The 13,214-nt window shown below is 66.9% G+C and carries 9 protein-coding genes; 2 read left to right on the forward strand and 7 right to left on the reverse strand.

Translation table 11 applies throughout. The annotated features are described in order from the left end of the window. Positions 1 to 8: 8 nt before the first annotated feature. From phaC to WS64_RS07795, 3 genes are all read right to left on the reverse strand, one after another. Complete coding sequence (gene phaC / locus WS64_RS07785; RefSeq protein WP_059585323.1) at positions 9 to 1,871, reverse strand: class I poly(R)-hydroxyalkanoic acid synthase; 1,863 nt, start codon at positions 1,869 to 1,871, stop codon at positions 9 to 11. A gap of 356 nt (positions 1,872 to 2,227) precedes the next feature. Next, on the reverse strand, positions 2,228 to 3,067 hold the full coding sequence (gene pgeF / locus WS64_RS07790) for a peptidoglycan editing factor PgeF (protein ID WP_060966921.1): 840 nt from the start codon (positions 3,065 to 3,067) through the stop codon (positions 2,228 to 2,230). A 6-nt stretch (positions 3,068 to 3,073) separates the two neighbouring features. After that, positions 3,074 to 4,279 carry an RluA family pseudouridine synthase gene (locus WS64_RS07795; RefSeq protein ID WP_060966178.1) on the reverse strand — a complete coding sequence of 402 codons (1,206 nt, stop codon included), beginning with the start codon at positions 4,277 to 4,279 and terminating at the stop codon, positions 3,074 to 3,076. Positions 4,280 to 4,320: 41 nt separating this feature from the next. Between WS64_RS07795 and WS64_RS07800 the strand changes: the two genes are divergently transcribed. After that, positions 4,321 to 5,145, forward strand: coding sequence for an outer membrane protein assembly factor BamD (locus tag WS64_RS07800; RefSeq protein WP_046545840.1), 825 nt, complete (start codon positions 4,321 to 4,323; stop codon positions 5,143 to 5,145). A gap of 122 nt (positions 5,146 to 5,267) precedes the next feature. Here the strand turns inward: WS64_RS07800 and WS64_RS07805 are convergent, their stop codons facing one another. The 3 genes from WS64_RS07805 to WS64_RS07815 form a co-directional block, all read right to left on the reverse strand. After that, positions 5,268 to 7,517, reverse strand: coding sequence for an ATP-dependent DNA helicase (locus WS64_RS07805; protein ID WP_060966179.1), 2,250 nt, complete (start codon positions 7,515 to 7,517; stop codon positions 5,268 to 5,270). Between the two features lie 55 nt (positions 7,518 to 7,572). After that, entirely contained in the window at positions 7,573 to 7,788 is a 216-nt protein-coding gene (locus WS64_RS07810; RefSeq protein ID WP_006478692.1) for a YdcH family protein, read from the reverse strand. 76 nt (positions 7,789 to 7,864) lie between these two features. After that, a complete protein-coding gene (locus WS64_RS07815) occupies positions 7,865 to 8,608 on the reverse strand; it encodes a hypothetical protein (protein ID WP_060966180.1) in 744 nt (247 codons plus the stop codon). Positions 8,609 to 8,771: 163 nt separating this feature from the next. Here WS64_RS07815 and WS64_RS07820 point away from each other — a divergent pair, with 163 nt between their 5' ends. Beyond that, entirely contained in the window at positions 8,772 to 11,096 is a 2,325-nt protein-coding gene (locus tag WS64_RS07820; protein WP_059585319.1) for a Tex family protein, read from the forward strand. A 115-nt stretch (positions 11,097 to 11,211) separates the two neighbouring features. Here WS64_RS07820 and WS64_RS07825 read toward each other — a convergent pair whose 3' ends face one another. Further along, positions 11,212 to 13,128, reverse strand: a complete 1,917-nt coding sequence (locus tag WS64_RS07825; RefSeq protein WP_059585318.1) for a potassium transporter Kup — start codon at positions 13,126 to 13,128, stop codon at positions 11,212 to 11,214. Between the last annotated feature and the right edge of the window lie 86 nt (positions 13,129 to 13,214).

Below are 13,214 nucleotides of genomic sequence, written 5' to 3' on the forward strand. Positions count from 1 at the left end.
GGTTTTCGTCAATCGCGCTGCAACACGTAGCGCCCGGGCGCCGGCTCGATCACCGGGAATTGCGCGGAACCGGGCTGGGCCGGCGGCGCGATCTTGCGGCCGCCGTACGCGTCGAGCCACTCGACCCACGTCGGCCACCAGCTTCCCGGCTGCTCGGTCGCCGCAGCGAACCAGTCGTCGGCCGATTCGGGCAGGTCGTCGTTGACCCAGTAGCTGCGCTTCTTCTTCGCCGGCGGGTTGATCACGCCCGCGATGTGCCCCGACGCGCCGAGCACGAACTTCAGCGGGCCCGACAGGATCGACGTCGATGCGTAGGCCGTCTGCCACGGCACGATGTGATCCTCGCGCGAACCATAGATGAAGGTCGGCACGTCGATCAGCGACAGGTCGACCGATTCCCCGCACACGGTCAGCGCCCCCGGCTCGCGCAGCTTGTTCTCGAGATAGGTATGGCGCAGGTACCACGCGTACATCGGGCCCGGCAGGCTCGTCGAATCGCTGTTCCAGTACAGCAGGTCGAATGGCGCGGGCGTGCGGCCCTTCAGGTAGTTGTCGACGACGTAGTTCCACACGAGATCGTTCGGCCGCAGGAACGAGAACGTGTTCGCGAACTCGACGCCGCGCATCAGCCCCGGTTGCGCGCCGTTCTTGCCGCCGATGGTCTGCTCGCGCATCTGCACGTGCGCCTCGTCGACGAACACGTCGAGGATGCCCGTATCGGTGAAGTCGAGCATCGCGGTGAGCAGCGTCATCGACGCGGCCGGATGTTCGCCGCGTGCGGCCAGCACCGCGAGCGCCGTCGCGAGCATCGTGCCGCCGACGCAGAAGCCCAGCGTGTTGATCTGCTCGCGGCCGCTGATCTGCTGCACCGCGTCGATCGCGGCGAGCAGCCCTTCGTTCATGTAGTCGTCCCACGTCTTGTGCGCGACCGACGCATCCGCGTTGCGCCACGACACGAGAAACACCTGATGGCCGTTCGACAGCGCGTGCGCGACGAGCGAATTCTCGGGCTGCAGGTCGAGGATGTAGAACTTGTTGATGCACGGCGGGACGATCAGCAGCGGCCGCTCGAACACCTTGTCCGTCTTCGGCGTGTACTGGATCAGCTGGATCAGGTCGTTCTCGTACACGACCGCGCCTTCGGTACACCCGAGGTTCTTGCCGACCACGAACTGCGATTCGTCGGTTTGCGAAATCTTGCCGCGCTGCAGATCGCCGAGCAGGTTCATCATCCCCTGCCGCAGGCTTTCGCCGTGCGTCTCGAGGATCGATTTCTGTGCTTCGGGATTGAGTGCGAGGAAGTTGCTCGGCGCGGCGGCGGCCGTCCACTGCTGGACCGTGAAACGGATGCGCTCGCGCGTCTTCGGATCGGTCTGCAACGCGTCGGCCAGCTCCTGCAGGTAACGCGCGTTGAGCAGATACCAGGCGGCCGCAAACGCATGCGCGGGCGACGCCTTCCACGCGTCGCCACTGAAGCGGCGGTCTTTCAACTCCGGCGACTCGAGCTTCGCGGCGCTCGCCTGCTGCATCAGCGTCATGCAATCGCGCGCGTAGTCGGCCTGCAATGCCTGGAGCCGTTCGGGCGGAATCGCGGCAACCGGCAGCTTCAGCCCCGCGAACGGCGACGCCATCGCGCCGAGGTCGGGCATCGACGGCATCTGGAACGGAAACGACGTCGGGAACTGGAATGTCGCGAACGGATTGACGGAGGCCGACGCCGTCGCGGCGCGCGCCGGATCCGCAAAACCACGCCACGCGTTCAACCACGACTCGAACATCTGCTGCATCGGCTGGGCAGCCGGATCGAAACCGGTGCTGCCCGCGGAAGTGCCCGCATGCGCGGACGTCGACGAATTTTTCGATGCTGTCATTACCTGCCTTACCGGTGATTCGTGAGCGTCAATCGTGAAATCCTGCTCGCGCGCGGCGTGCCGGCTGCGAGCCGGGCCGTCATGCTCTGGAGAGGCGTCTCCAGATTCTGCCGCAGTGCGGTATTTTTATCATTATCGTTTTCCCCATGTGATGCGCGATCAAACCACTGAACATTTCCGCGCGGAGATAATCCTCGCACAACAGACGGGACAAGGGTTCCGACGAAACATAAAACATTTTTCCTGGCTTGACGCCGGAATTTTTCATTCAGTCGCGCATGCAACGCCGCATTGCCGCCTCAATATCGAGATAAACCGATTTCGCGGCGCAACAAAACCCGCGCATGCGCGTGCGATCAATCGGCGAGCCAGATTGCCGCGGCCATGCGGCCCGTCACGCGGTCGCGTCGATACGAATAGAAGCGCGTGCGTTCGGCGACCGTGCAAGCCGTCCCGCCGCTCACGTGCGCCACTCCCGCACGCGCGAGTCGCAGGCGCGCGAGCGCGTAGAGATCGGCGAGAAACTTGCCGGGCGCACCGTCGATCGCGACGAACGCATGACGGGTTTCATCATGCTCCGACTGCGGAGCCGTGTCGAGAAACGCATCGCGCACGTCGGCGCCGACCTCGAACGCCTGCGGGCCGATCGCCGGCCCGAGATAGGCATGCAGCGTGTCCGTCGCGCCGCCCGCGAGCGCCGCGACGCGCGCCGCGGTCTGCTCGACGATGCCGGCCGCGAGCCCGCGCCAGCCCGCATGCGCGGCGCCGACCGCGCGGCCCTGCGCGTCGCACAGCAGCACGGGCAGGCAATCGGCCACCATCACGACGCAGACGGCGCCTGGCTGGGCCGTGACGCTCGCGTCGGCCTGCACCGGCGCCGTGGCGGCAGGCGCCGCGGCGATCACCGCGTCCGCCTGCACGATCTGCGCGCCGTGAACCTGCTCGAGCCATGCGGCGCTCGACTGGCCCGCGAGCGCGAGCACGCGCGCGCGATTGACGGCGACATGGTCCGGATCGTCGCCGGTATGCAGGCCGAGATTCATCCCGCCCGGCAGCGCGGCGCCGTCGTGCCAGCGCCCGTACGGACCTTCGCTCACACCGCCGTTGCGCGTCGTGATCAGCGCACGCACGCGCGGCGACACCTGCCAGTCGGGCTGCACGCAGTCGTGCCACGTCAACGGCGCCAGGTTCGTCATCGGCACTCACTCCTCCTCATCGTCCAGATACGGCTCGTCGTCGTGATACTCGCCGCCGAAATCGTCATCGTCGTAGACACCGTCGTCGTCGAACTCCTCGTCGCCCTGCCCGAAGCCGAGCGCCGCGACGAGCGCGTTCATGTCGTCCGGCAGCGGGCAGCGCCACTGCATCGCCTTGCCCGTGACCGGATGCACGAGGCCGAGCCGCCACGCATGCAGCGCCTGCCGTGCGAATCCGTCCGGCAGCGGCGTGACCGAACGCTTGCCGCGCGCATGCCCGTAGACCGGATCGCCGAGCAGCGGGTGTCCGGCGTGCGCGCAATGCACTCGGATCTGGTGCGTGCGGCCGGTCTCGAGATCGCACTGAATCGCCGACACCGGCTGACGTTGCCACAGGCATGTGTCAACCGTGCGGAAATGCGTGCGCGCGGGCTTGCCCGACGCGCCGGTGACGACGGCCATGCGCGTACGCTCGCGCGGGTCGCGGCCGATCGGCGCGTCGATCGTGCCCTCGTCGGGCATCGTGCCCCACACGAGCGCGAAATAGCGGCGCTTCACCGTGCGGGCCTGCAACTGGCGTACGAGGTCCGTCTGCGCGGCCAGCGTGCGTGCGACCACCATCAGGCCGGAAGTTTCCTTGTCGAGCCGGTGGACGATCCCTGCCCGCGGCAGGCCGGCCGCCGCGTCGCCGTAGCGGTGCAGCAGGCCATTGAGGATCGTGCCGCTCCAGTTGCCGGCGGCCGGATGCACGACGAGGCCGGCCGGCTTGTTGATGACGACGAGCGCGTCATCCTCGTAGATCACGTCGAGCGGCACGGGCTCAGGCGTGAACGCGAGCTGCTCGGGCAGCAGGTCGGGCACGAGCGCGATCTTCGCGCCGAGCGGCACCGGTTGGCGGATCTTCGCCGGCGCGCCGTCGACGAGCACGCGCTGCGCCTCGATCCAGCTCTGCAGGCGGCTGCGCGAGAATTCGGGGAACAGTTGGGCGAGCGCCTTGTCGAGCCGTTCGCCGGCGAGCGACAGCGGCACTTCGACGATGCGCGGCGCGTCGTCGCCCGCCGCGGACGGCACCACGGGCGGCTGCATGGCGTCGCCGGCCAGATCGTCATCGAGGGAATCCCCCGACGCAGCGTCGGCGGGCCGATCGCTTGGGCTATAATCTTCGCGATTTGGTGTGCCCGGCTGGGCATTCTGCGAACTTGAACGGGTCATTTAGACTGGGTCACCGAGACTTGAAGCTAGGACATGCGAGCATGATGAATTCGACCAAACGCACGGCCAGAACCGTCGCCGCCCGGGCTGCGGCGGTAGCGGCCGCGGCCCTCATCGCCGGCTGCCACGGCTTGCCGCAGAAGCAGGACGAGACGGCTACCTGGTCGAACAACAAATTATACTCAGAGGCCCAGGACGCACTGTCCGGCGGCGACTGGGGCAAGTGCGCGAAATATTTCGAATCGCTGCAAGGCCGCGATCCGTTCGGCCATTTCGCGCAGCAGGCGCAGATCAACGTTGCATACTGCAACTGGAAGGACAACGAAGCGGCAGCGGCCGACCAGGCCGTCGATCGCTTCATCCAGCTCCACCCCGATCACCCGGATATCCCGTACGCGTACTACCTGAAGGGGATGATCCACTTCAACGACGATCTCGGCCTGTTCGGGCGCTTCTCCGGCCAGGACATGAGCGAGCGCGATCCGCAGGCGCTGCGCGAATCGTACGATGCGTTCAAGGTGGTCGTCGACCGCTTCCCGAAGAGCAAGTACGCGCCCGATGCGGCCGCGCGGATGCGCTACATCGTCAACGCGCTCGCGTCGCACGAAGTGCATGCGGCCGACTACTACTACCGTCGTGGCGCGTATGTCGCGGCCATCAACCGCGCGCAGCTCGCGATCAAGGACTACAAGGGTGCGCCGGCGATCGAGGATGCGCTGCACATCATGATCCTGTCGTACGGCAAGCTGAACCAGCCGGAACTCGCCGAAGACACCAAGCGCGTGCTCGCGGGCACGTTCCCCGACAGCCCGTACGTGACGGGCCATTCGCGCCCCGGTACGAAGAAGTCGTGGTGGCAGTTCTGAAGCACGGCGCGACGTAACACCCCGGCGCACACACAAAAAACCCGGCCAACGAGCCGGGTTTTTTATTGGCGCCGCATGCAGGCAGCGCCGGTGCGTTCGCGCGGCCAGCGCCGCGCATGCGGTCACGCGCGCTTGTCCGAGCGGTGCTCGTCGAAGAAATCCTGGACGACCGCGATCTCGCGCGTGCGCTTGAACGGCGGCAGGCTCTGCCAGATCCGGCGCCCGTACGGCTTGTCGACGAGCCGCGTATCGCAGATCATCAACACGCCGCGATCCGTCTCGGCACGAATCAGCCGGCCCGCGCCCTGCTTCAGCGTGATCACGGCCTGCGGCAATTGATGCACCGCAAACGGGCTCAACCCCTTCTTCGTCAACGCATCGAGCCGCGCGGCCAGCACCGGATCGTCCGGCGGCGCGAACGGCAGCTTGTCGATCACGACCAGCGACAACGCATCGCCGCGCACGTCCACGCCTTCCCAGAAACTCTGGCTGCCGACCAGGATCGCATTGCCGTACGCGCGAAAGCGGTCGAGCAGCTCGGTGCGGCTTGCGTCGCCCTGCACGAGCAGCGGCGTGTTCCAGCCGCGCGATTCGATCACGTCGCGCAGCTTCGATGCGATCCGGTCGACCGCGCGCAGCGTCGTGCACAGCATGAACACGCCGCCGCCGGACGCCTCGATCGCCGGCAGCGCGGCATCGAACACGGCATCGGTGAACGCGGGCGAAGACGGCTGCGGCAGGTTGCGCGGCACGTACAGCAGCCCCTGCGACTGGTAATCGAACGGGCTGGCGAGCGTCATCGAACGGCGCGAGCTCAAGCCCATCTGCGCCGCGTAGTGCGTGAAATCGCCGCGCACCGACAGCGTGGCCGACGTGAACACCCATGCGCGCGGCACGCCCGCACGCTGTTTCGCGAAAATCGGCGCGACCGACAGCGGCGTTTCGTGCAGTTGCACGGTATGCGCGAACACCTCGACCCAGCGCACCTTCTCGTTCGGATCGCCTTCGGATGCCGCGTTGTCGCCGGCGGCTGCCGCATCGGCCTGCGCGGCCGCTTCCGCCGCGCCGGGCGCGACCCAGCCGGCCAGCAGGTCCTGCAGCTCGCGGGCGCGGCGCAGGCACGCACCGAGCGATTCCGCGCGCTCGGCCTGGCTCGCGAGCGCCGATGCGAGCGCATCGAGCGCGACGTCGAGCGCGTCGAGCGCACCGAACATCGGGTGATCGTCGTCCAGTTGCGCGAGCGACATGCGCACGATCTGGTCGTTCGCGAACGCGAGGCGTAAGTCGCGCGCCGCGCGCTCGAGATCGCCGCCGAGCTTCACCCACTCGACCGCGTCGCGCGCATGGCTCAGGCCTTCGGCCACGGTGTCGCGCGCGAGCTCGAGAATCTGCGTCGTCGACAGCGTTTCGCCGAAGAACAGCGTCGCCGTCTCCGGCAACTGGTGCGCTTCGTCGAAGATGATCGTGTTCGCGTTCGGCAGCAGTTCGGCCATCCCCGTGTCGCGCAGCATGATGTCCGCGAAGAACAGGTGATGGTTGACGACGACGATGTCGGCCTGCTGGGCCTCGCGCCGCGCCTGCATCACGAAGCATTCCTTGTAGTGCGGGCATTCCTGGCCGAGGCAGTTGTCGCGCGTCGACGTGACCATCGACCACACGGGCGCGTTTTCGGGCACGCTCGCGAGTTCGGCCTTGTCGCCGCTCTTCGTGATTTTCGCGAAGCGGACGATTTCCTGCAGATAGGCCGTATCCTGCCGCGACGGCAGCCGGCCGTTGTCGGCCGTGCGTTGCAGGTAGTAGTGGCACAGGTAGTTGGCGCGGCCCTTGAGCATCGCGACCGACACCGGCACCGCGAGCGCGTTGCGCACGGTCGGGATGTCGCGCAGGAACAATTGGTCCTGCAGATGCTTCGTGCCGGTCGACACGATCACCTTGCCGCCCCACAGCATCGCAGGCACCAGATACGCGTAGGTCTTGCCGGTACCCGTGCCGGCCTCGACGATCAGCGTGTTGTCGCCCGCGTCGTGGTCGGATTCGGCGGCCGCGGCGTCGTCCGCGGCCGGCGCGGCCGTCTTGTCGGCCTCGCCCAAGCGGCGCGCCGGCCGCTTGCGGGTTTCGAAGATCTCGGGCTCGGGCATCCGGCGTGCGGATGCCTCCATCGCGGACGCGACCGCCCGCGCCATCTCGATCTGCGACGTACGCGGCCGGTAACCGTCGAGCGCACGCGCCAGCAATCCGCCTTCGCCAAAGATCGTGTCGAGTTCGTCGACGCGCTTGCGGCTCAGCTCGAAAGTGCCTTCGGGCGCACGAGCGCGCGCGGCGGACGTCGTGTCACGCCGGGCATCGGGGGTGGCTTCAAGCGGTGAATTCAAGGCAAGCGTTCCTGTGTCCAGCGCCCGGGCGGCGCCGGCGCTTGCCAGGCCGCGCTCAGGCGCGCTTATCCGGTTCGAGCTGCGATTGCAGCAGAATGATTTTGTCCTTGGCTGCCAGCTTTTCCTTCTTCAGCCGGTGCAGCGTGATGTCGTCGATGTCGGAGTGTCCTTCCTTCAGCTCGATCTCCCGAGCGAGCTGCTGGTGCTGCTCCTGCAATGCAGCCAAACGGTTGTGCAATTCCTGCTGCTGTTCCGTGTGACGGTTTTGCATAGTTGCCTCCTCATCGAAGCAGCGCGACGGCTGGCGTGCCGACGCGCCCGAGACTGATCCCGATCAATTCAACACGTTACTGCCCCTGCTGTTGCTGCTGCCTGGCCTTCTCGGCCGCTTCCTGCTGACGCCGCTCGACATCGGCCTTGTGCTGCGCGGCTTCCTTCTGCTTTTGCTCGTAGCGCGCGGCGTTGTCCGCCCGCTCCTGCGCCTTCTGCGCCGCCTGCTGGTGCGCCTGGTCGAGCTTGCGCTGGAAATCCGCCTGCTTCTGGTCGTATGCCTGCTTGCTCGCCGCGCGTTGCGGCCCTTCCGCGCCGCGCTGCGCCTGCTTCAGTGCATTCTGCTCCTGCTTGTCGCGGAATGCAGCCGCGTTCGCCGCGTCGTTCGCCGCCCGCTGCGGCGCTTCCGCCGCGTTCCGGGCCTGCTTCAGCGCCTGCTGCTGGTCGCGCTGCTGCGCCCGCACCGCGCGCTGCTCGTCGTTGAGCGCGAGCTGCTCCTGGCGGATGCTCGCCCTCTCCTCGCGCATCCGGTCGCGCGCCTTGCCGAGACAGTGGTTGACGAAGAATTTGCTGTAGCAATCGTGCTCCGCCACCGCATAACGATAATCGTTTTCCGCGGAGCGCTGATTGAGCACTTTTTGACGGGCGTCGAAATCCGGGGCGGCGGAGGCGGCAACGGGCGCGGACGCGGACGCGGCGGCGTCCGAGGCTTGCGCGAATGCGGCGGAAGACCCGGCAGACAAAGCCGCGGCGAGCGCTGCGCCGAGCGCGACGAGAGAAATACGGGAAGTTGGCAACGTCGTAGGAAAGCTGCGGGACATGTGTCAAATTCTATCACCCCCGGCTGGACGCTCCGCCATTTATGGCAAAATGCCCCGCTCCATTCACCCGCGGCCTTGCCCCGGCGGGCCCGCCGTGCAGTCCGCCGCTGCGGGCCTGCTGGCCCGCGCCGCGATTTCAGCAGGCAGACAGACCATCCACGACATGACGGAAACCGTAGCACTCAAGATCGTACAGCGCATCGCCACCGAACTGTCCGTCCAGCCGCGCCAGGTCGCGGCGGCCGTGCAACTCCTCGACGAAGGCTCGACCGTTCCGTTCATTGCCCGGTACCGCAAGGAAGTGACCGGCAACCTGGACGACACGCAGCTGCGCCAGCTCGAGGAACGCCTCCTGTACCTGCGCGAGCTCGAGGATCGCCGCGCCGCGATCCTGTCGAGCATCGACGAACAGGGCAAGCTGACCGACGAACTGCGCGCCGCGATCGACGCGGCCGACAGCAAGCAGGTGCTCGAAGACCTTTATCTGCCGTACAAGCCGAAGCGCCGCACGCGCGCGCAGATCGCCCGCGAAGCCGGCCTCGAGCCGCTCGCGCACGCGCTGCTCGCGAACCCGCTGCTCGACCCGCAGGCGGAGGCGGCCGCGTACGTCGACGCCGACAAGGGCGTCGCCGACGTGAAGGCCGCGCTCGACGGCGCGCGCGACATCCTGTCCGAACAGTTCGGCGAGACGGCGGAGCTGCTCGGCAAGCTGCGCGACTACCTGCACAACCAGGGCGTGGTGTCGTCGGCCGTCGTCGAGGGCAAGGAAAACGAGGAAGGCGAGAAATTCCGCGACTATTACGACTACGCGGAAACGATCAAGACCGTGCCGTCGCACCGCGCGCTCGCGCTGTTCCGCGGCCGCAACGCCGGCGTGCTGACGATCAAGCTCGGCCTCGGCGAGGAGCTCGACGCGCAGGTGCCGCACCCCGGCGAGGCGATGATCGCGCGCCATTTCGGGATCGCGAACCAGAATCGCCCGGCCGACAAATGGCTGTCCGACGTCTGCCGCTGGTGCTGGCGCGTGAAGGTGCAGCCGCACATCGAAAACGAACTGCTCACGCAGTTGCGCGAAACGGCCGAAACCGAGGCGATCCGCGTGTTCGCCCGCAACCTCAACGACCTGCTGCTGGCCGCGCCGGCCGGCCCGAAGGCGGTGATCGGTCTCGACCCCGGCCTGCGCACGGGCGTGAAGGTCGCCGTGGTCGACCGCACCGGCAAGCTGCTCGCGACCGACACGATCTACCCGCACGAACCGCGCCGCGACTGGGACGGCTCGATCGCGAAACTCGCGCGCATCGCCGCGCAGACGCAGGCCGAGCTGATCAGCATCGGCAACGGCACCGCGTCCCGCGAAACCGACAAGCTCGCGAGCGAATTGATCGCAAAGCACCCCGAACTGCGGTTGCAGAAGATCGTCGTGTCGGAAGCCGGCGCGTCGGTCTACTCGGCGTCCGAGCTCGCCGCGAAGGAATTCCCGGAGCTCGACGTGTCGCTGCGCGGCGCCGTGTCGATCGCCCGCCGCCTGCAGGACCCGCTCGCCGAGCTCGTGAAGATCGAGCCGAAGGCGATCGGCGTCGGCCAGTACCAGCACGACGTGAACCAGCGCGAACTCGCCCGCTCGCTCGACGCGGTCGTCGAGGATTGCGTGAACGCGGTCGGCGTCGACGCGAACACGGCGTCCGTCCCGCTGCTCGCCCGCGTGTCGGGCCTGAACGCGACGCTCGCGCGCAACATCGTCGACTACCGCGATGCGAACGGCCCGTTCCCGTCGCGCGAGCACCTGCGCAAGGTGCCGCGCCTGGGAGACAAGACCTTCGAGCAAGCCGCCGGCTTCCTGCGCATCAACGGCGGCGAGAATCCGCTCGACCGGTCGTCGGTGCACCCGGAAGCGTATCCGGTCGTCGAACGGATGCTCGCGAAGATCAACAAGCGCATCGACGACGTGCTCGGCAACCGCGAAGCGCTGTCGGGCCTGTCTCCGATGGAATTTGTTGACGAACGTTTCGGCCTGCCGACCGTGCGCGACATCCTGGCCGAACTGGAAAAGCCGGGCCGCGATCCGCGTCCGGAATTCAAGACGGCCACGTTCCGCGAAGGCGTCGAGAAGGTATCGGACCTCGTGCCGGGCATGACGCTCGAAGGCGTCGTGACGAACGTCGCCGCGTTCGGCGCGTTCGTGGATATCGGCGTGCACCAGGACGGCCTCGTGCACGTGTCGGCGATGTCGACGAAGTTCATCAAGGACCCGCACGAAGTCGTGAAGGCCGGCCAGGTCGTCAAGGTGAAGGTGCTCGACGTCGACGTGAAACGCCAGCGCATTGCGCTGACGATGCGCCTCGACGACGACGCGGCAGCGCCCGGCATGTCGTCGCGCGGCGGCCAGGATCGCGGCAACGCGGGGCGCGGTGCCGCCCGCCCGCAGCGTTCCCGCGAGCCGGAACCGGCAGGCGCGATGGCCGCGGCATTCGCGAAGCTCAAGCGCTGAGCGCGCGAAGGCGCCCGAAGCAATAAAAAACCCGCCTTCCGGCGGGTTTTTTATTGCTTCGGCGAAACGCGCAGCCTGGCCGGCATGGGCCGCATGCGCGGCCCCACCGCACCGGTCAGATCTCGATCTTCGTGCCGAGCTCGACGACGCGGTTCGCCGGAATCGAAAAGAAGTCGGTCGGCTTCGCGGCGTTCTGATGCATCCACGCGAACACGCGCTCGCGCCAGATCGACATCCCCGGCAGATGCGTCGGCACGACCGTTTCGCGCGCGAGGAAGAACGACGTATCCATCAACTCGAACGTCATGTCGTGCGAGCGGCCGAATTCCTCGAGCACGGCCTTCACGTCCGGCGTCTCGTTGAAGCCGTACTCGGCCTTGACGATGTACAGCCCGCCGCCGGCATCGCGTGAGCTCAGGCGCTTGTCGTCGCGCACGTAAGGAAAATCGCGCGTGACGAACGTCAGGAAAATGGTCCGCTCGTGCAGCACCTTGTTGTGCTTCAGGTTGTGCAGCAGGCTGACGGGCACGAGCTTGTCGTTGCCGGTCAGGTAGATCGCGGTGCCCGACACGCGATGCGGCGGATGCGCGAGCAGCCCCTGCAGGAACGGCTCCAGCGGAATACCGTCGGCCGCCGTGCGCTCCTTGACGATGTGGCGCCCCTTGTACCAGGTCATCAGCAGGAAGAACAGCAGCGCGCCGATGCCGAGCGGCAGCCAGCCGCCCTGCGCGACCTTCAGCAGGTTCGCGCCGAAAAAGCCGAGGTCGATCGCGAGGAACACGGCGATGATCGCGCCCACCAGCAGCCGGTTCCAGTTCCACACCTTTACCATCACGACGCACGCGAGCACGGTCGTGATCACCATCGTCGCCGTCACCGCGATACCGTACGCGGCCGCGAGATTGTCCGAACTCTTGAAACCCACGACGATACAGAGGATCACGAACAGCAGCAGCCAGTTCACGACCGGCACGTAGATCTGGCCGATCGCGAGCTCGGACGTATGCAGCACCTTCATGCGCGGCACGTAACCGAGCTGGATCGCCTGCGACGTCAGCGAATACGCGCCCGAGATCACGGCCTGCGACGCGATCACGGTCGCGACCGTCGACAGCACGACGAGCGGCAGCAGCCCCCATTCGGGCGCCAGCAGGAAGAACGGATTCTCGATCGCTTTCGGATTCTGGATCAGCAGCGCGCCCTGGCCGAAATAGTTCAGCACGAGCGACGGCATCACGAGCCCGTACGCGGCGTAGCGGATCGGCTTGGCACCGAAGTGGCCCATGTCCGCATAGAGCGCTTCCGCGCCGGTCAGCACCAGCACGACCGAGCCGAGCACGACGTAGGCCTGCAGCAGGTGGTCGGCCATGAACGACGCCGCGTAATACGGATTGATTGCCGCGATGATGCCCGGCACGCGAACGATGTGGTACACGCCGAGCGCCGCGATCACGACGAACCACAGCACCATGATCGGGCCGAACAGCTTGCCGACCAGCGCGGTGCCGTGCCGCTGGATCCAGAACAGCGCGATCAGGATCACGATCGTGATCGGCAGCACGAGATGGGACAGGTGCGGCGTCGCGATCTCGAGACCTTCGACGGCCGACATCACGGAGATCGCCGGCGTGATCACCGCGTCCCCGTAGAACATGCACGCACCGAATATCCCGAGTGCCATCAGCGCGCCCGCGACACGGGTTTTGGAATCGAGCGGCCGCAGCGACAGCGCCATCAGCGCGAGCACGCCGCCTTCGCCGTTGTTGTCGGCGCGCATCACGAACAGCAGGTATTTGACGCCGACCACCAGCACGATGGCCCAGAACAGCAGCGAGATCACGCCGAGAATCGACCCTTCGGTCAGCGGAATCCCGTGCGCGGGGCTGAACGCCTCCTTGAGCGAATACAGCGGGCTGGTGCCGATGTCGCCGAACACGACGCCGATGGCTGCTATCGCTAGCGCCCGCATCGAATGTTGTTGCGTCGAATGCGGCGCGTGTGCGGCGTCGGTCGCGTGAGTCGTGTCGTTCATATGAAGCGTAATAATCGGGTCCGGGTCGGACAAAACGAGCGCTATTCTACTCGCGCCCCCGTGAAACGCCGCCCTGCCGTGTTGCC

It is taken from the genome of Burkholderia anthina, from assembly GCF_001547525.1.
GTDB lineage: Bacteria > Pseudomonadota > Gammaproteobacteria > Burkholderiales > Burkholderiaceae > Burkholderia > Burkholderia semiarida.

Excerpts from the sequence above, each read along its gene's own strand:
- phaC (WP_059585323.1), bottom strand. The coding sequence starts at position 1,871 with ATGACAGCATCGAAAAATTCGTCGACGTCCGCGCATGCGGGCACTTCC.
- pgeF (WP_060966921.1), bottom strand. The coding sequence starts at position 3,067 with ATGACGAACCTGGCGCCGTTGACGTGGCACGACTGCGTGCAGCCCGAC.
- WS64_RS07795 (WP_060966178.1), bottom strand. The coding sequence starts at position 4,279 with ATGACCCGTTCAAGTTCGCAGAATGCCCAGCCGGGCACACCAAATCGC.
- WS64_RS07800 (WP_046545840.1), top strand. The coding sequence starts at position 4,321 with ATGATGAATTCGACCAAACGCACGGCCAGAACCGTCGCCGCCCGGGCT.
- WS64_RS07810 (WP_006478692.1), bottom strand. The coding sequence starts at position 7,788 with ATGCAAAACCGTCACACGGAACAGCAGCAGGAATTGCACAACCGTTTG.
- WS64_RS07815 (WP_060966180.1), bottom strand. The coding sequence starts at position 8,608 with ATGTCCCGCAGCTTTCCTACGACGTTGCCAACTTCCCGTATTTCTCTC.
- WS64_RS07820 (WP_059585319.1), top strand. The coding sequence starts at position 8,772 with ATGACGGAAACCGTAGCACTCAAGATCGTACAGCGCATCGCCACCGAA.
- WS64_RS07825 (WP_059585318.1), bottom strand. The coding sequence starts at position 13,128 with ATGAACGACACGACTCACGCGACCGACGCCGCACACGCGCCGCATTCG.